Genomic DNA, 17,673 nt, shown 5'->3' with positions numbered 1-17,673 from the left:
CCCGCTCCAGTTGCATAATCATCCTGAGCCCGCATTATTGCGGGCTTTTTTGTTTCATCAACCCGGTCCGTCACTGCCCGCCGCCAGCAGCGGCACCACCACATCGCTAATCGGGGTAGCGATACTGTGGACACGGCCATAGCGCTGTACGACGCCGTTGCGGATGTCCCATTCCAGCGGGCGATCGGCCTGGCGATCCGCCAGAATCGAGGTGCCTAAATCCACCGGTGCACGATGGAAGCCATCGACAATTTCCTGTGGCACCGCATCACTCAGATTCGCGCCTTCTGCGCGTGCTACCGTCAGACATTCGCGCAGATACGCCAGCGCCAGTTCAGTGATATCAGGACGCGAAAACATTCCGGCACGACGATTTGCCAGCACCATCAACCCGGCGACCGCGTTCTGCAATAACTTACGCCAGGCAATCGATTTAAAATCGTCTGAGATATCGACCTGACAGCGGGTATCGCGTAACGCAGCTACCACCAGGTGGGTCTGCGGGGTAGCTGGCAGGGTCAGGCGTGGTTTGGCGCGCAGCCACACCGAGGCGTCAGGTTCACGTTGCGCAGGGAACCACACCACTGAGGGCAGAACCGTGGCACCTGCGACAAAGGGGGCCAACTGTGCTGGCTGTTCAACACCGTTTTGCAGCGCGCAGACGACCGTCTGTTCATCGCACAGCGCGGCCAGCCACGGGGCGGTGGCTGCAATTTGGGTGGTTTTTACTGCAACGAAAACCAGATCGAAGGGGGCTGCTACTTCAGCGGGGATTGTGTGTACAGGCCCGGGCACGATAATTTTTCCCTCGTCGTGACGCAGTTCCAGCTGCGCATGTGCCGTGCGGCCAAAAATCATCGGCGTGCGACCTACTTCATGCAGTGCAGCCGCAATGGTGGTGCCAATAGCGCCGGGGCCAATCAGCGCAACAGTGGGATTTTCGTTTTTCATCATGATGCCCCTTTTTGAAAGGATAAATCGCGCGTTACGGAATGTGTTTAAACTTCCCAGTATTACGACACTAATATTGCATAGAAATGATGAGGGTATTTATCTTGCTGCCATCTTCTCCTTGCCCGGCCCCACCACCATCCACACCGCTACACAAACCATCACCGCGCCCAGCACAAACCCACTGGACAGCGTCTCACCCAGCACCAGATAACCCCACAGCACCGCAAAAGGCGGAATCAAAAAGGTGACGGTTAACGAACGCAGCGGACCGATATCGGCGATCAGGCGGAAATAAAGAATGTAAGCCAGTGCGGTACAAATCAGACCAACAGCGATCACGCTGGCCCATACGCTCGGTTGCTGCCAGTTAATCTCCGGTTCATACGCGACAGAAAAGGCAAAAAACGGCAGCAGAAATAACGTCGCACCAATCTGGCTACCAAAGGCGACTGTCTTCGCATCCAGACCGCCGCGCTGCGAAATCCAACGTCGTGTCAGGAAGCCAGCCAGTCCGTAGCAGCCGGTTGCCACCAAACAGGCTACGACACCCGCCAGCACGTTGCTGTCTGCATGACTTTCGCCCAGCGTAGTGATGATGGTGATACCCACCAGTCCCAGTATCACACCAATCCATTTGCGTGCCGTCAGTTTTTCACTGAAGAACATCACTCCGATGATTGCCCCCATTAATGGCGTCGTCGCATTCAGGATGGCGGAGTAACCTGCCGGGAGCCATTTTGCCGCCAGACAATACATAAAAAACGGCAGGCCGGAATTGATCACGCCAAGGACGAGAGCGGCACGCAGTTTACCGGCAAAATTAAACGAGGAGCGCAGTACCAGCATGATCAGCGCCAGCCCAATAAAACCAAACAAGACACGCAGGAACGCCGTATTTATTGCCCCGAATTGAGGCGCGGCAATCCGCATAAACAGAAAACTTGCCCCCCAGATTGCGGCCAGAAGAATCAGTCTTGTATAGTCCTGGATACGCATTTGATTACTCCATTAGCTCAACTTAATCGTAAATATCACTTTGCAGCGCTTGAAATGACGTTTCAAACGACGATTTCTTATCATATTTAGATTTTCTAATTTATGGAGGCACATGAAACTCCCACCGCTTTATGCACTGATGTGCTTTGAATCGGCCGCCAGGTTGCTCAGTATGAAGAACGCGGCGGAGGAACTCTGTGTCACCCCCAGCGCGGTGAGTCAGCAGATAGCCAAACTGGAAGAAAGTGTAAATGTCCGGCTGTTTATTCGTACGCCACGCAGGCTGGAATTGACCACAGAAGGAAGGGTGTATCTGCGCGCTATTCGTCCAGCTTTCAGCCAGATTAGTGAAGCAACACAACGGCTGATGGATGAAGGCAAGCGCAATAAAATTTCCGTGAGCTGTACCAGCGGTTTTGCTATGCAGTGGTTGCTGCCGCGCTTGCCCGCTTTTGAACAAGCTAATTCCGGTGTGGAGGTACAAATCAGCACCACCAACCGTAAAGTGGATCTGCTTTCCGAGGGGATTGATTTTGCTGTGCGACACGGTACGGGGGACTATCCAGGGCTGGAGGTTGAATGTCTGCTCAATGATCGACTGATACCGGTATGCAGCCCCCAGCTGGTGGCAAAACCTCTGACACCTCCTGATATCCTGCGCTACACCCTGCTGCATGATGAACATCGTCTTGACTGGGAGCTATGGTTCCATGCCCTTGGCTTTCACAATGCTGAAACCGCTAAAGGGCCGGTATTTATTGATTCAAATGGTGCTGTTGAAGCCGCTCTGGCAGGGAAGGGTATCGCTCTCATCCGGCAATCGCTGGTCAGAGAGGCGATTGCTCAGAGTTTGTTAATCAATCCGCTCAAGGTGGCGGTGACGTCTCCGATCGCCTATTACCTGGTCTGGGAAGAGTCTGCCGTCTTGCAGCGCATAAACCGTCGTTTCCGTGACTGGCTGGTGGCGACCGCTGCGGCAGAAAAAAACAACTATCCGGCCTGAACATCTCACCAATCCAATCAGCAGATTGTAGTAATGGAATCAATGAGATAAAGTTAAAAGATCTCCTCACCCTGAAAAATATCTGTTCAGCCGATCAGCAAATCTCCACGCTGGCAGCGTAATCTGGCACCGGGAAAGCTTAAAATCCTCGGTGAGGCTAATGAGCTGAGCCTGTCGTCGTTACGGCCAGAAGAGTTGCAACGCTCGCTGGTGTTGATCGATATCGAAGGATTTGAATTGTTGAGTAAGGCTTTTTTAGCGAAATTACAAGCTTGAACCATTATTATTGAGGTGCATAACTGGGTTGATAATTTCCAGGAAAAATATGTTCAGTTGCTGCGTAACGCGCACCACTTCTTTGATATCGAAATGGTTGAGCGTATTGACCGTACAACCAACCACCTGCCAGAATTAAGGGATATGACCGATGACAATCGTCTGTTATTTACCTCTGAACGTCGCCTCTGCATAATGCGATTTTTGAAATTGACTCCGAAAGCCACACCACGTTAAGCGAGCCAGCGAAAGACAGGCTACGGTGAATGGCCTGTTTTCTCGCCGGATGTTGCCATGTTGACCGTCAAAGCATTTTCCATTGGTTTTTTTATCATCGTTTTGTTGTCGCTGTTTGCCAGCCTGGCACAAGCCACGCATGGCGGTACGCTCTCCAGCGAACGCGGGGGCTGGTGGTCGGCACGGCGAGATTCTGCTGGCATCGCCCCCGATCCGCGCGTCTATGCTGCACAAGCCATTGTTCAGGTCTATGCCGCCCCCACCTATGGCTGGAAAGGGGCGGTGGCGGTCCATCCGTGGATTATTTTTAAACGCGCTGGAGAAACACAGTACAACCGCTATGAAGTGATCAGTTGGGGGAGTGACGATAAAGTGCGGCACAACGCCAATCTCCCCGATGGCTACTGGTATGGTGCACGGCCAAGATTGCTGGTCGATCATCGCGGGGCGGCAGCGCAGGCGATGATTCCGCAGATTGAAGCCGCGATCAAATCCTATCCCTGGCCGCAGACCTACCATGCCTGGCCAGGCCCGAACAGCAACACCTTCCTTGCTCATATTGGTCGTGAAGTACCGGCACTGGCGCTGGATTTGCCTGCCAACGCGGTCGGCAAAGATTATCGCCCTTTATGGCGGCCAATCGGGTTGCCGCCATCGGGGCGTGGGATTCAGGTATCAGTGCTGGGGGTGGCGGGGGTGACTCTCGGCGCGGAAGAAGGGTTTGAACTCAATATTCTGGGGTTGAATATGGGGCTGGATTTTACCCCATTGCGTCTGCGACTGCCTTTTATTGGCGGCATTGGCAGCGACAACGTGCAGCAGGATAATCCGCCGGGCTAATCCCCGGCGAAGCCCATCAACACACGCCGAAGTCACCGTCTTCGTGATAGAGATTGACGGTGTCGGCTTTGATCGCAATTTCCTTTTTGGTGGCATCATCAATCCGGGCGCACCACAGGGTATCGCCGTCAACGCGTAGCACCAACATTTTTGGACCACCGGTTTTCGACTGCACAAAATCATCCACGTTAAACATCGTATTCTCCTGCGAGGTTAAGGTATGGCTGATTCTAGCTGGCAGATAGCGCCCCTGCGCATTAGGTTGTGCGAAATTACGTGTGCAACAAAAACAAGGTGGCGAGGCCGAGGAAAATAAAGAAGCCACCGGTATCGGTGATGGCAGTAATCAGCACGCTGGAGCCGACCGCCGGATCACGTTTCAGCTTGGTCATAATGAGCGGGATCAGCACCCCCATCAGCGCGGCCAGCAACAGGTTCAGCACCATCGCCAGCATCATAACGCCACCTAACGCCAGATTATCGTACATCATCCAGGTGACGGCCCCCATGATGCCGCCCCAGAACACGCCGTTAAGCAGCGCAACACCCAGCTCACGTATAATCAGAAACGAAAAGTTGCCCGGCTCCACCTGATGCAGCGCCAGTGCGCGCACAATCATGGTGATGGTCTGATTGCCGGTGTTGCCGCCAATGCCGGCGACAATCGGCATCAGGGTAGCCAATGCCACCAGTTGTGAAATGGTTTCTTCAAACAGGCCGATAACGCGGGATGCAACGAAAGCGGTGCAGAGGTTAATCGCCAGCCATGCCCAGCGCTTGCTCACTGCTTTGCGTACTGGCGCGAAGACATCCTCCTCCTGACTGATACCGCCCATTTTACGGATATTGCTCTCATTCTCTTCATTGACGAGGTCAATCACGTCTTCGACGATAACGCGGCCGATCAGCTTGCCTTTGGCGTCGGTAACGGCGGCAGAAATCAGGTTATAACGCTCAAACGCGCCTGCGGCATCTTCGGCTTTATCGTTGAGCTGGAAGGTGGTCGGCGTGGCATTCATCACCGCGTCCACCCGCGTTTCTGGTGGATTGAGCAGGATGGTGGTGAGTGGCAGTTCACCCAGCAGTTGATTGGTTTTATCCGTGATAAACAGCTTATCGGTGCCGTCCGGCATGGTCTGACGGCGGCGCAGAAAGCGTTGTACGGTGCCGAGGGTGACATCGGCGCGCACCGTCAGAATGTTGAAATCCATAATACGACCAACCCGATCGCGATCGAACTCCACCACGCTGAGAACATGGGCGCGTTGGCTGGGATCGAGGGTGGTCAACAGACGGCCAGTCAGATCACGCGGCAGATAACGCGCCAGATAAGCCTGATCGTCAATATCCAGCGGCTGGATCGCGCGCAGAATTTCGCGATCGGTCATGCTTTCCGTCAGACTGGCCCAGACGGTTTCGGACGCTTCCACCAATACCCGACCACGCTGTTCACAGGGCACTAAGCGCCACAACGCCTGGCGTTCCTCCTGCGGCAGCGCCTCAAGAATATCGGCCAAATCTGCGGCGTGCAGCATCTGCAAATCGCCTTCCAACTGATGACGCCACTCGCTGACTTCTTTCAGTTTGCTGGCAGGCAGGTCAACCGACTTATCCAGTAGGACATCAACCAGGTCGTGTTGCGTGAGCAGCAGGTTTAGAATGCGATGGCGGGTTTCAGTCAGTTGTTGCGCGGGCGTGGCAGACATAACGCGTCCTTTGTGTCTGTAAATGTCAGTTCGAAGTGTAGTGCGTTACGGGTAAACAGGACGTAACAAACATCATCGTCGCAATGGACAATGTGGCGGCGCAGTGACTCGCAAATTCCTTAACGCGTGTCGTTACTGCTTTGTGTCACCGGATCAGAAGTGGCTTTCTTTTGCTGATGATGCTCAATGGCACCAGGGATGGTAAAAATCAGACGGCCAACCAAAATAAAAAAACTGATCAGCAAAACAATACGTGTCATCGAACCGGTTTTGGGACGTCTTCGTGCGGGGAAAGCGTTATTCACGCGGGGTGTTTCCTGTTGATACCCTTCTGGGCGATTGCAACATTTAGTCATACTTAGATCGCTAAATCAATCGCTGGGTGAAAAATGAGCAGAAAAGGTTAAAAATACCCACCCAACACGTAGCGACGCGATTTATCGCGCAATTTCGTGCGCGTTGCAGGAAAAACCCGCGCGATAAATCGCGCCGCTACGGTCAGTAACTTGCCTTTTGAGCCAGCAACGTGGCGAAACGGCAGCGGATGCGCTGGCCGTTTTCATCACGGCGATGCAACTCACCCACATGTTCGTTGTATTTCACGATATGCCAGTTGCGATAGTAGTGGCTCAGTTCGCCGGATTTAAAGGTGAACGGGAAATCCAGCGGGTTGGGATAGTCATCGGTACTCATCGCCGCGACGATCAGGTTATAGCCATATTTCACCGTGCTGGCCTGCATATCAGCAATCAACTGCGGGATGCTCTGCGGTTGCAGGAACATCATCACCACGGTGGACAGCACCAGCTGATACTCGCCGTTGAAGCGCACCTGATTCAGATCACAGGACTCAGCGCGGATATTTTGCAGCTGCTCCTCATGGATAATCTGCTGCAACCGCGCCAGACTCTGCGGATTGCTGTCCCAGCCTGTCACATCAAAGCCCTGCTGGTTGAGAAACAAGCTGTTGCGGCCCTGGCCGCATCCCAAATCCAGCGCTTTACCGGGCGTTAATTTGGGCAGCGCTTCCAGCACTTCCGAATGCGGTGGCGTCAGGCCATATTTTTCCGCGAAATAGTTGTCAGGACGAATGCTCATAGTAACCCGCGTTTACTCCTCTTGCAGAATCAGGTTCCAGCCGGTCACTTCATTCCAGTAGCTTTGCTCGCGCTCCAGATCCAACTGCACCAATGTATTCTGGCTAAAGTAGCCAGACGGGAAGGTGAGCGTCCAGTGACCGTCATCGGTGGACAATTTCAGCGAATCCGGACGCGTGGTCGCCTGGCGCTGATTGTTCAGCAGGGTGCCGAGACGCAGCAGGAAAACCAACGGTAAGAATTGCTTCTTTTTAAACAGGGTGAAGCGCGGCATCTCATCCATCTTCACCGCTTTACGATGGAAGCGTACCAGCATCGCCAGCAGCATCTGTTGATCCTGGTTAAAGCCCGGCATGTTGGTGTTTTGCAGGATATAGGCCGAATGGCGCTGCATACCGCTATGGTTAATGGTCAGCCCGACTTCATGCAGCAGCGCCGCCCATTTCAGCAGGGCAGAAAGCTGCGGGTTAGCCAGTTTGGGATTCTGATCGAGCCATTGCAGATAAAGTTGTTCGGTGGTTTCCAACACGCGGCGAGCCTGATCGCTGTCGATAGCGTAGTGGTTTGCCAGACTCTGGGCGGTGCGGCTACGAATGTCCTGATGACGGAAGCGACCTTCCATTTCATACAGCACGCCTTCGCGCAGCGCACCATCCGACAGACGCAGCTCGCGGATGGCCAGCGCATCAAACACGCCACACAAAATCGCCAGGCCCGGAACAAACACCACTTTGCGCTCTTCGGACAAGCCCGGCAGGCTGAGTGCAGCAAAGGATTTGTGCTTGATCACCTCGCTGTACAACTGGTCCAGCCGTTCCGGGGTAATCAGTTTCTCTTTCTCGCCCATCGCCAGCAGCACTTCGCAGGCCGCTTTGATGGTTCCTGATGCGCCCAGCGCATACTGCCAGCCATGCAGGCGATATTGCCACGACAGGGTTTCCAGCTTCTGTGCTGCTGCCAGACGGGCGCGACGAAAGTTTTCCGGCGAGATTTCCCCTTTCGGGAAGTAGAGCTGGGCAAAGCTGACGCAACCCATTCGGCGGCTTTCCACCAGTTGTGGCTCAAAATCTTCGCCAATCACCAGCTCAGTCGAACCACCGCCGATATCAATGACCAGCTTACGACCTTTCTCCGGCTGGGTGTGCTCCACACCCATAAAGATCAGACGTGCTTCCTCATTCCCGGAGATCACCTCAATCGGGTATGGAATGACGTCGGCCGCGCGTTGCAAAAACTCTTCCGCATTGATGGCCTGACGCAGCGTATGCGTCCCGACGATGGTTACGTTGGCTGGACTGAATCCCTGTAAACGCTCGGCAAATAACGCCAGGCAATTCAGCCCGCGTTGAATGGCTTCTTCGCTCAGCCGATTTTGTGCATCCAGCCCATCGGCCAGATGCACGCGTTGCTTGAGGCGTCCCAACACCTGCATGGCGCCATCCACCACACGGGCAATCACCATATGGAAACTGTTGGAGCCAAGGTCGATGGCCGCAAACTCCTGAGGCTTTGGCGTACTCTTATGGGATATTGGCATAGGAATTATTCAGGTTGTTCCAGTTGCTTGATGTAATCGTAAATCGCCAGTTGCGAGCGCACTTTTCTGCGGTTGCCGCGCGGCACATAACGGTTACTCAGTTCTTTGTCCACGATACGGGCTTTAACTGTATCGCTAAACAGGATGGCGATGATATCCAGCACGCGCTGTTTCAGACGCGGGTCGAGGATCGACACGGCCACTTCAATACGGTAATCGATGTTACGTGTCATCCAATCCGCAGAGGAGAGGAACACTTTTTTATCGCCGCCGCTTTCGAAAATATAGACGCGGTCATGCTCAAGGTAGCGGTCAACGATGCTAATCACGCGAATATTTTCGCTGATACCCGGTAAATCGGGGATCAGCGAGCACATGCCGCGTACCAGCAGGTTCACTTTCACCCCCGCCGCTGAAGCAGCATACAACCGATCCACCAACCCGTTATCTACCAGGTTATTAATTTTCAGCGTAATGCCCGCTGGAATTCCCTGCTGCACGTTGGCAATTTCGTTATCAATCAATTGATAAAGCATATTGCGCGAATTTTGCGGTGAAACCATCAAATGGTCGAAACTCACCGGGCGATAAGGGTTTTCAATAAAGTTAAACACCCGACGCACTTCGTTGGTGATACGAGCATCCGCCGTCAGCAAAGAGTAGTCAGTATAAAGGCGCGCGGTCTTCTCGTTAAAGTTACCGGTGCCGATATGCGCGTAGCGCACAATCTCTTCCCCTTCGCGACGCGAAATCAGGAACAGCTTGGCGTGAATTTTCAGACCCGGCGCAGAGAAGATAACGTGGACGCCAGCTTCGGTCAGACGCTTGGCCCAGTGGATGTTGGCTTCTTCATCGAAACGCGCCTGTAACTCCACCACCACCGTCACTTTTTTGCCGTTGTAGGCGGCGTGGATCATCGCATCCATGATGCGTGAGTTCTTGGCTACTCGGTAGATGTTGATTTTGATCGCCAGCACGCTCGGGTCGAAAGACGCCTGACGCAGCAGTTCCAGCACATGCTCAAAGGTATGATACGGATAGTAGAGCAGCACATCGCGGTTACGAATCGCATCAAAGCCGTTGCGGAAGCCATCAAAACCGATGTGACGGATCTGCGGCAACGGGCGATTTTCCAGATTGCTTTTGCCCTCATTCGGGAAGCTAATAAAATCTTTAAAGTTGTGGTAACGGCCACCCGGCACCACCGAATCGTAGTTGGAGATGGAAAGTTTATGGCGCAGCATCTCCACCATTTCATCTGGCATATCCCGTTGATACACGAAGCGCACCGGCTCCGCATTCAGACGCTGCTTCAGGCTGGAAGACATCAGTTCCAGCAGGCTGGATTCCATCTCCGTGACCAGATCGTACTCAGCATCACGCGTCATCTTCATCGAATAGGCGTTCAGCGCATCATAGTCGTAGAAGCCTTTAAAGATATCATCAAGGCAATAACGCAGGATATTATCCAACAGGATCATCGGTTTACGACGACGTGGCGACTCAGCAGGCAGGTTAACGAAGCGTGGCACTTTATCGGACGGAATCTCCAGCAGTGCGTAGCGTTTATCGTCCCCACGAATAATTTCTACCGCCAGGTAGGTGTAATCATCTTTCAGGAATTCGATTAAGTCGGTGTCGTGATTGACCAGAATTGGCGTGATGTGCTGACGCAGTTGATGCTTGAAATAGTAACGTAACCATACCTGCTGGTTGGGTGACAGTTGGCGTTCGTTAATCAGGAAGATCTGATTACGCGCCATTTCCAGCAGCAGATCGTTATACAGCGCATCAAATTCCTGGTCAGACTTCAGTACCCGTTGTTGAATCTTCTTCAGCAGGTGGCGTGGCGTGCTAGGTGAACCTTGTTCTTCCCCAATCAGAATGCGGCGTTTTAAATCGGCAAAGCGAACTTTATAAAATTCATCAAGGTTGTTCGAATAGATCCCGAGGAAACGCATACGTTCAATCAGCGGGTTACTTTTGTCCGCTGCTTCCTGTAACACGCGTTCGTTGAACGATAACCAGCTTAATTCTTTTTCTATATACAGCTTTTCCTGACCCATTCTGACTCCGTGATGCTGTTGCTGGACGGGATGCCCGGCGAAAAGGCGCGATTGCGCTGTTTCGCACAGTCTCCCTCACCATTATGGCGAGAGTATGGCAGGCTTGTCCAACGCCAACAGTTGTCTTATCAATCAGCTACGGGCAACATAGCGGCTTGTCTACGAGCCTAACCCTGATCTGCATGAGCATAACAAGCATTCCCGTCCACTTTAGCGATAACCGCCGCCGTGCCATTGACCGGTGGGTTAAGCGTATCGTCACCGCTTGCGGTGTGGGAATTCTGCTATTGATGTTACTGCTGTTCTTCTGGTTAATCTGGGTCGTATTACCCCTTTTTAGCACGCCAGGTGTGCAGGTGGTTGCCAGTCAACAGCTGTGGGACAAAGCCCCGGTGTTGGCGATGGGCAGTGATGGGCCGCTTGGTTGGCGTATCAGCCGTAACGAAGCACGTTTTATTCCGCTGGATGGACAACCTGCCGGACCTGCGCTGGCGTTGCAGGGCAAACCGGATGGGGTAGCGCAGAGCGCCGACCATCACAGCCTGCTGCTGAATATGCAGGGCGATCTACTGCTGATGCAGCCGGTTAACGGCGAATGGCGCTTTCCACTCGGCGATCGTCCGTTACATCTTCCCCAGGGGGCGGTGTCGCACATGGCGCTGGCTACGCTCACGGACAACCAATGGCGGATTGCAGCGCAAACCGCTGCCGGAATTGTTCTCCTGACACTGGATAACTCAAACCGCGTTGGTCAAATTCTTCTGCCGCAGCAGCAGGCCGATCGCCTGTTGCTCTCACCCGATGGCAGCGTGCTGTATACCAGCGAAGGCCGCCTGTTGCGCGTCTGGCAAGTCAGCGCGGATGGTGCGCAATTGCGCGAAACGCAAACCCTGACGGAGAAACCGCAAAGCCTGCATCTGTTGGCTGGGGGGCGTACCTTATTGATTCAGGATACGCGCGGCGTCAGCCAGTGGTTTGCCATTGCCGGGCCGCAGGGGCCGCGTTTACAGGAAATACGCACCTTCAATGCCAGCGCGGGCGCGAGCTTAATTGTCACTGAGTCCCAGCGCCGCGTATTCGCCACCCTGAATGCGGCAGGCGAGGTTAGCTTGTTTGCCAGCAAACAGCCGGGACCGATTGTCACCCGCAAACTGGCTCCCGGCGTTCAGGCGGCTGCGTTCTCTCCACGCGGTGACACGCTGCTGCTGGAGCGGGCAGGGCAATGGCAGCGTCTGCGCCTCGACGATCCCTGGCCGGATTTTAGTTGGCGTAATTTGTGGCAAAAAATCTGGTATGAAAACTACCCGCGGCCCGATTGGGTGTGGCAATCCACCGCCGCAGGGGACAGCTATCAGGCGAAGTTTAGTCTGATGCCGCTGGTGATTGGCACGTTGAAAGCGGCCAGCCTGGCGCTGCTGTTTGCCACGCCGCTGGCGCTGGCAGCGGCGATGTATACCGCATGGTTTATGACGCCGGGTTTGCGTCGTTGGGTCAAGCCGGGCATTGAGATGATGGGGGCGCTGCCGAGCGTGGTCATCGGTTTGATTGCCGGGATCTGGCTGGCACCACACATCAGCAATGCGTTGATTGGCGTGCTGTTGCTGCCACTGGTGCTGGCAGCGACCTTGCTGTTATGTGGCCTGTTAAGCCCGCGTCTGCCCGCACGCTGGCGTCAGCCGGGCTACGAAGTGTTGTTATTGCTGCCGATATTGCTGGCCGTCACCCTGTTTACGCTGTGGCTACCCACTTACATCTGGCCAAATATCGGGGAGCGTCTGGCCCATTATGAGCAACGCAACCTACTGGTGGCCGCGCTGGCGATGGGATTCGCGCTGGTGCCGCTGATCTTTACCTTAGCGGAAGATGCCTTGTTCAGTGTGCCGCTCTCACTGGGGCAAGGGTCGCTGGCATTGGGGGCGACACCGTGGCAAACCCTGACGCGCGTGGTGCTGCCGGGGGCTTCAGCGGGTATTTTTGCCGCATTGATGATCGGTTTTGGTCGGGCGTTGGGTGAAACCATGATCGTCCTGATGGCGACCGGCAATACGCCGGTGAGCGAAGGTGGCTTGTTTGCCGGGCTGCGCGCGTTGTCAGCCAATATCGCCATTGAGATGCCGGAGGCGGCGGCAGGGAGCGCCCATTATCGTATCTTGTTCCTTAGCGCGCTGATTCTGCTGATTTTTACCCTGATCATTAACACGGTGGCGGAGGTCATTCGTCAGCGTCTGCGCCAGCGTTTCAGCCAGCATGAGGGGCAGGGATGAAGGCGATGCGCCAAAATGATCGCTGGCGCTGGCTCACCGCCGGAGCGGTGGCCGTCTGCCTGTTGGCTTTTACCTTGCTGATTGGGCTGCTGGCCTGGCAGGGTATGCGCGCCTTCTGGCCCCAGCCGGTCGATCTATATCAGCTCCAGCCACCCGATGGTGAACCGGTGAAGCTGCTGGGCGAGACAGTGCAGCGCCAGCAGCATGGCAGCGGCTGGCGTTATGTGGTGAAAACCGGTAATCGTGATTTTGCTCCGCCTGATTTCCGCGTCATTGACAGCCAAAACCAGGCCGAAATCCGTCAGCCGCCGGATGTAATGGTGTTGCAGCGGCGCAGCGGCGGGAATGCTTACGGCTGGTTTATCGAATTGCGTGAAAATAATGAAGTGCTGACGGCGCGCGATCGCGATGCGCTGCTGCATCAACGTTTAAAAGCGGCACATGAGCAGCTACGTCAGGCGAGCCAGATCCGGCGTATTGATATGGCGCGTCTCAATGCCCAGTTGGAAAACCTGCAACAACAGGCGGAAGAGCAGCAACGCAAAGGGGTGTTCAGTGCGCGGCGGCAATCTGAATACGATGCCAACAGCGCCGCGCTGCAACGGCGTTTTAGCGCCCTGGCTAATCAACTGAGCCAGCTGCAAAGTGAAAGCCAGCGGGATGTGCTGGTGCTGCGCGATGTGCAGGGGCAGGACCATGTGATTCCGTTGGCGCAAATTGTCGCGGCCTGGTACCCGAATAGCATGAGCTTCGGCCAGAAAGTGCAACATTTCTTCAGCCAGGTGTGGCAATTCGTCAGCAATAATCCGGCGGCGGGCGAAAGCGAAAGTGGCGCGCTACCGGCAATTTTTGGCACTGTGCTGATGGTACTGCTGATGTCGGTCATCGTTATGCCGCTTGGCGTGGTGGCGGCACTCTGGCTGCATGAATATGCCGGACGTAATGCTCTGACCCGGCTGGTACGAATTGCGGTGGTCAATCTGGCGGGTGTGCCATCGATTGTGTACGGCGTGTTTGGCCTTGGCTTTTTTGTCTGGCTGATTGGCGGCACTATCGACCAATTGTTTTACTCACGCGCACTGCCAAACCCGACATTTGGCACCCCGGGTTTGTTATGGGCGGCGCTGACGCTGGCGTTGCTGACGTTGCCGGTGGTGATCGTCGCCACCGAGGAAGGATTATCACGCATTCCGGACAGCCTGCGACAGGGATCGCTGGCGCTGGGAGCCACTCAGGCGGAAACCCTGTGGCGCGTGGTGTTGCCACTGGCAGTGCCAGCGATGTTGACCGGTTTGATTCTGGCGGTCGCGCGTGCAGCCGGGGAAACCGCCCCATTGATGCTGGTTGGCGTGGTGAAGATGGTGCCGGAACTCCCGGTGGACGCGGTATTTCCGTATTTACATCTTGACCGCAAGTTTATGCACCTCGGTTTTCAGATTTACGATCTGGCATTTCAAAGCCCGAATATCGACGCTGACCGCCCGCTGGTTTATGCCACCGCTCTGTTGCTGGTGGTCATTATCCTGTCGCTCAACCTGCTGGCGATGGTGTTGCGCCACCGCCTGCGCGAGCGTTACCGGCTTATGACGCATTAAAAGGTTCTCCACATGACCCCTGATTACGACATTGCCCTCAAGGTTAATCAGCTTTCGCTGTGGTATGGCGAGCGCCAGGCGCTGAATAACATTGACCTGCAACTGCCGAAGAACCATATCACGGCGCTGATCGGCCCTTCCGGCTGTGGCAAATCGACGTTGCTGCGTTGTTTTAATCGCATGAATGATGTGATTGATGGTAGCCGCATGGAAGGGGAGATTTGGCTGGGGCAGCATGCCATTATGCAACCGGAGCAGGATCTGGCTGCACTGCGTCGCCGTGTCGGCATGGTGTTTCAGCGACCTAACCCGTTCCCCAAATCAATTTATGAAAACGTGGTGTATGGCCTGCGTTTGCAAGGGGTGCGTGACCGCCGGATATTGAATGAAGCCTGCGAACGTGCGCTACGCGCGGCGGCGTTATGGAGTGAAGTGAAAGATCAACTGGGGCAAAACGCGTTAACCCTCTCTACCGGTCAACAGCAACGGTTGGTGATTGCACGCGCGATCGCCATTGAACCGGAAGTCTTATTGCTGGACGAGCCAACTTCCGCGCTCGATCCCATCTCCACGCTGGTGATTGAAGAATTAATGACGACGCTCAAGCAACATTTCACGCTGGTGCTGGTAACGCACAACATGCAGCAGGCGGCGCGCGTGTCCGATTACACCGCATTTATGCATAACGGGCAGTTGGTGGAGTTTGATGAGACGGATCGGATCTTCACTTCACCGCAAGCGCGGCGTACCGAAGATTACATCACCGGGCGGTTTGGTTGAGTGGGAAATTTTGTGTGCTGCCGGCCAGATTGACAAAGATTTTCTCGCTTAGTCACCATTGTTGACTATCCTCTCACGCAACTAAATGGATGCCACGCTTGGTAGCGTGGCCAGGAGATGTTGCGTCGGTCTGCCAGTCGAGACGCAACGCTATCGTGAGTAAGGGAAGCAACACGATGAGCAAGGAAAAGCAGTCGGACGATGTGTTCAACAACCCGGTTCTCGGGACTTTTATTGGTGTGCCCCGTGATACCGCAGGGGCAATGCTCACCCAGGAATTTGCGGTGCGCAGCCCATTACCCTGCATCGTTATTCTGGTGCATGGCGTCAATGATATTGGCGAAGCCTACGAGACGCAGGAGCAGGGGATTGTCGCCGGGCTGAATACCCGGCTGGCGCGCACCGATATGCATCCTCATCGATGGGCGGAAATAAGTGGCTTAACCGACCTGAACGGTGCTGCACGGCGCGTGACCCACAGTGGACGCTCGCCGGTGATCCCGTTTTACTGGGGATATCGCCCGGTGGACCGCGAGACGTATGACAACGACCAGCAGCGTTACCGGGATGAAGTCAAAAAGCTCGGGCTGGAATCGGTGCTGCCATATGACGCGTTTCAGGAGAATGACCCTAAAAGGCTGAAAAAACTTAACCCGGAAAGTCGCGGTTTTTGTAACGATTACTACGGTAACGTGCTGGATCTGTCCGTCGCGAAAGGGGGTGGCACCTTCGCCAATGCCACCACCTGTATCCCGGATATGCTCGGGCCGGGCGCCAACGGCGGCGCCATCTGGATGGCGGGGGTATACAGCCGCAAGCTGAACGGGGGGGATTATACGCACCCGATTTACGGCAATCCGCACCGGATTTATCAGTTCTTTGCGGCACAGCGGCTGGCGGATTTGATTCTTGAGATTAGAAAAAACCCTAAAACTGAACTTGATACCATTAATATCGTTGCGCACAGCCAGGGCACCATTATCACCATGCTGGCCAATATGCTGGTAAGACAGCAGGACCCCCAATATGCAGTGGCTGACTGCACCATCCTCTGCCATTCCCCTTATTCGCTGGCACCGCGTTTTCTGGAAAACCAGCTCCCGGGCCGCCAGCAGACCGCAAAAGCCCGTCAGGAAACCCTGTGTAACTTTTGTCGGCTGATGGCGACTAACCCCAAATATGATCCTGCCGGGCGCTATCACCCGGACTTTGTGCAGGCGATGATGAACGACGGTACGCTGGCGCGCAAACACCAGTGGCACAGCGACCCGCGCTACGGCCGCAACAATTATGGTCGGGTGTACAACTACTTCTGCCCGGACGATGGCATCGTGTCGCTCCAGAGCGTGCAGGGTTTTGGCTGGCGAGGGATCTCTGACCAGTTAGCCGCCGGGATGGAGAACCTTTACCAGCGGGCGTTTTGCCAGCGCTATACCACCGGAGGCAACCCGACGGGTCAGCCGTTTGAGAAACCGGCCTGGCAAGAAGGAGATTTCCGCTATGACGGTTGGGCCACCAACGCGACCTATCCGCATCACAGCGGTGTAACTATCAATGCCGAAGCGCTGCCACAGGTGTTTGAACTGACCATGATGGGCAGCAGCAATGAAGGGGAGATGAAGTTTAAAACCGGTATTGCGGGAGAGGATCGCTATATCGATTATTCCGCCCGTGCCCACGAGGGCGTGTGGCAGGTAAAAGAAACCCGTCCGGTGCTCGAATTACACGCCTATTTTATGCAACCGGGGCATGTACTCACTGAAAATGAATTGAGTGCGGTGAATTATTATTACAAAACGCAGTTTACCGGCGGCCGGGTTATTGGTTCTCAGCAGCGTATGGAATATCGGTTGTTGCGGAACAAAACCGACCAGGAAATTGAAGAGATGGCGAAATATGGTGACCCGGTCAAATTCAGTCAGCACTCGGCCATTGTGATGGATCCGAATGTACAGGAAAAAGCGGTGGCGTATGACCTGGCGATTGGTAACTGTATGGCGTTTGAGGATCCGGAATTCTGGCTACGGCTGAGAAAGCTGGCCGACTGGCGGCATAAGTATAATCCGGATGAGGATACTAAGACTTATTACAAATCTGGCGAGTTGTCCCAAAAGAAAACGAAGCGTTTCATGAATAAGCCCAATGATGTTTTACCAAAAGGTGAATTTGGCGTCGTTAATGAATACCATCCCGCAACCAAAATTGATCCGGCTCGACCTGGAGAATTTCATCATAAAGAGATCCCGTTACCTCAGTGGGATATGCCGGAACCGGCCAGTCATTATGATATCCCCTCCACCGGCCAAAAAATGGTGTTTTAAT

Annotated in this window: 14 protein-coding genes; 6 read left to right on the top strand and 8 right to left on the bottom strand. The window is 54.6% G+C overall.

The window, feature by feature from the left end; genetic code table 11:
- Positions 1 to 57 precede the first annotated feature (57 nt).
- Positions 58 to 951, bottom strand: coding sequence for an oxidoreductase (locus tag AC6I8T_RS15465; RefSeq protein WP_208725559.1), 894 nt, complete (start codon positions 949 to 951; stop codon positions 58 to 60).
- Positions 952 to 1,050: 99 nt separating this feature from the next.
- Entirely contained in the window at positions 1,051 to 1,950 is a 900-nt protein-coding gene (locus AC6I8T_RS15460) for a DMT family transporter (protein ID WP_208723824.1), read from the bottom strand.
- A 112-nt stretch (positions 1,951 to 2,062) separates the two neighbouring features.
- Between AC6I8T_RS15460 and gcvA the strand changes: the two genes are divergently transcribed.
- Both gcvA and AC6I8T_RS15450 read left to right on the top strand, forming a co-directional pair.
- Positions 2,063 to 2,953, top strand: a complete 891-nt coding sequence (gene gcvA, locus AC6I8T_RS15455) for a transcriptional regulator GcvA (protein ID WP_497834097.1) — start codon at positions 2,063 to 2,065, stop codon at positions 2,951 to 2,953.
- 570 nt (positions 2,954 to 3,523) lie between these two features.
- Positions 3,524 to 4,306 (top strand): DUF3750 domain-containing protein, encoded by a 783-nt coding sequence (locus tag AC6I8T_RS15450; RefSeq protein ID WP_208723826.1) that lies wholly within the window; start codon positions 3,524 to 3,526, stop codon positions 4,304 to 4,306.
- A gap of 16 nt (positions 4,307 to 4,322) precedes the next feature.
- Here the strand turns inward: AC6I8T_RS15450 and AC6I8T_RS15445 are convergent, their stop codons facing one another.
- From AC6I8T_RS15445 to ppk1, 6 genes are all read right to left on the bottom strand, one after another.
- Positions 4,323 to 4,502, bottom strand: coding sequence for a GDFGVC terminal motif YodC-like protein (locus AC6I8T_RS15445; protein ID WP_021184335.1), 180 nt, complete (start codon positions 4,500 to 4,502; stop codon positions 4,323 to 4,325).
- Between the two features lie 76 nt (positions 4,503 to 4,578).
- Positions 4,579 to 6,012, bottom strand: coding sequence for a magnesium transporter (gene mgtE / locus AC6I8T_RS15440; protein ID WP_208723828.1), 1,434 nt, complete (start codon positions 6,010 to 6,012; stop codon positions 4,579 to 4,581).
- A 119-nt stretch (positions 6,013 to 6,131) separates the two neighbouring features.
- Positions 6,132 to 6,317, bottom strand: a complete 186-nt coding sequence (locus AC6I8T_RS15435) for a YfgG family protein (protein WP_036626450.1) — start codon at positions 6,315 to 6,317, stop codon at positions 6,132 to 6,134.
- A gap of 193 nt (positions 6,318 to 6,510) precedes the next feature.
- Positions 6,511 to 7,110 carry a tellurite resistance methyltransferase TehB gene (tehB, locus tag AC6I8T_RS15430; protein WP_021184331.1) on the bottom strand — a complete coding sequence of 200 codons (600 nt, stop codon included), beginning with the start codon at positions 7,108 to 7,110 and terminating at the stop codon, positions 6,511 to 6,513.
- A 12-nt stretch (positions 7,111 to 7,122) separates the two neighbouring features.
- Positions 7,123 to 8,646: an exopolyphosphatase gene (gene ppx / locus AC6I8T_RS15425; RefSeq protein ID WP_021184330.1), complete on the bottom strand. Its 1,524-nt coding sequence runs from the start codon at positions 8,644 to 8,646 to the stop codon at positions 7,123 to 7,125.
- A gap of 5 nt (positions 8,647 to 8,651) precedes the next feature.
- The gene (gene ppk1 / locus AC6I8T_RS15420) at positions 8,652 to 10,712 is read right to left on the bottom strand and encodes a polyphosphate kinase 1 (protein WP_208723829.1); all 2,061 of its coding nucleotides are present in this window, start codon (positions 10,710 to 10,712) and stop codon (positions 8,652 to 8,654) included.
- A gap of 182 nt (positions 10,713 to 10,894) precedes the next feature.
- Between ppk1 and AC6I8T_RS15415 the strand changes: the two genes are divergently transcribed.
- The 4 genes from AC6I8T_RS15415 (at position 10,895) to AC6I8T_RS15400 (ending at position 17,672) form a co-directional block, all read left to right on the top strand.
- A complete protein-coding gene (locus tag AC6I8T_RS15415) occupies positions 10,895 to 12,976 on the top strand; it encodes an ABC transporter permease subunit (RefSeq protein ID WP_208723830.1) in 2,082 nt (693 codons plus the stop codon).
- Entirely contained in the window at positions 12,973 to 14,571 is a 1,599-nt protein-coding gene (gene pstA / locus AC6I8T_RS15410) for a phosphate ABC transporter permease PstA (protein WP_208723831.1), read from the top strand. Before AC6I8T_RS15415 ends, pstA begins: the two co-directional genes overlap by 4 nt.
- Positions 14,572 to 14,583: 12 nt before the next feature.
- Positions 14,584 to 15,351, top strand: a complete 768-nt coding sequence (gene pstB / locus AC6I8T_RS15405) for a phosphate ABC transporter ATP-binding protein PstB (RefSeq protein WP_208723832.1) — start codon at positions 14,584 to 14,586, stop codon at positions 15,349 to 15,351.
- Positions 15,352 to 15,527: 176 nt separating this feature from the next.
- Complete coding sequence (locus AC6I8T_RS15400; RefSeq protein WP_497834096.1) at positions 15,528 to 17,672, top strand: T6SS effector phospholipase Tle3 domain-containing protein; 2,145 nt, start codon at positions 15,528 to 15,530, stop codon at positions 17,670 to 17,672.
- The last annotated feature ends 1 nt before the right edge of the window (position 17,673 follow it).

Source organism: Pantoea sp. X-Soil-OKNW-556, assembly GCF_059730695.1.
This window is presented reverse-complemented; position numbering and strand designations above follow the sequence as displayed.

Excerpts from the sequence above, each read along its gene's own strand:
- AC6I8T_RS15465 (WP_208725559.1), bottom strand. The coding sequence starts at position 951 with ATGAAAAACGAAAATCCCACTGTTGCGCTGATTGGCCCCGGCGCTATT.
- AC6I8T_RS15460 (WP_208723824.1), bottom strand. The coding sequence starts at position 1,950 with ATGCGTATCCAGGACTATACAAGACTGATTCTTCTGGCCGCAATCTGG.
- gcvA (WP_497834097.1), top strand. The coding sequence starts at position 2,063 with ATGAAACTCCCACCGCTTTATGCACTGATGTGCTTTGAATCGGCCGCC.
- AC6I8T_RS15450 (WP_208723826.1), top strand. The coding sequence starts at position 3,524 with ATGTTGACCGTCAAAGCATTTTCCATTGGTTTTTTTATCATCGTTTTG.
- AC6I8T_RS15445 (WP_021184335.1), bottom strand. The coding sequence starts at position 4,502 with ATGTTTAACGTGGATGATTTTGTGCAGTCGAAAACCGGTGGTCCAAAA.
- mgtE (WP_208723828.1), bottom strand. The coding sequence starts at position 6,012 with ATGTCTGCCACGCCCGCGCAACAACTGACTGAAACCCGCCATCGCATT.
- tehB (WP_021184331.1), bottom strand. The coding sequence starts at position 7,110 with ATGAGCATTCGTCCTGACAACTATTTCGCGGAAAAATATGGCCTGACG.
- ppx (WP_021184330.1), bottom strand. The coding sequence starts at position 8,646 with ATGCCAATATCCCATAAGAGTACGCCAAAGCCTCAGGAGTTTGCGGCC.
- ppk1 (WP_208723829.1), bottom strand. The coding sequence starts at position 10,712 with ATGGGTCAGGAAAAGCTGTATATAGAAAAAGAATTAAGCTGGTTATCG.
- AC6I8T_RS15415 (WP_208723830.1), top strand. The coding sequence starts at position 10,895 with ATGAGCATAACAAGCATTCCCGTCCACTTTAGCGATAACCGCCGCCGT.
- pstA (WP_208723831.1), top strand. The coding sequence starts at position 12,973 with ATGAAGGCGATGCGCCAAAATGATCGCTGGCGCTGGCTCACCGCCGGA.
- pstB (WP_208723832.1), top strand. The coding sequence starts at position 14,584 with ATGACCCCTGATTACGACATTGCCCTCAAGGTTAATCAGCTTTCGCTG.
- AC6I8T_RS15400 (WP_497834096.1), top strand. The coding sequence starts at position 15,528 with ATGAGCAAGGAAAAGCAGTCGGACGATGTGTTCAACAACCCGGTTCTC.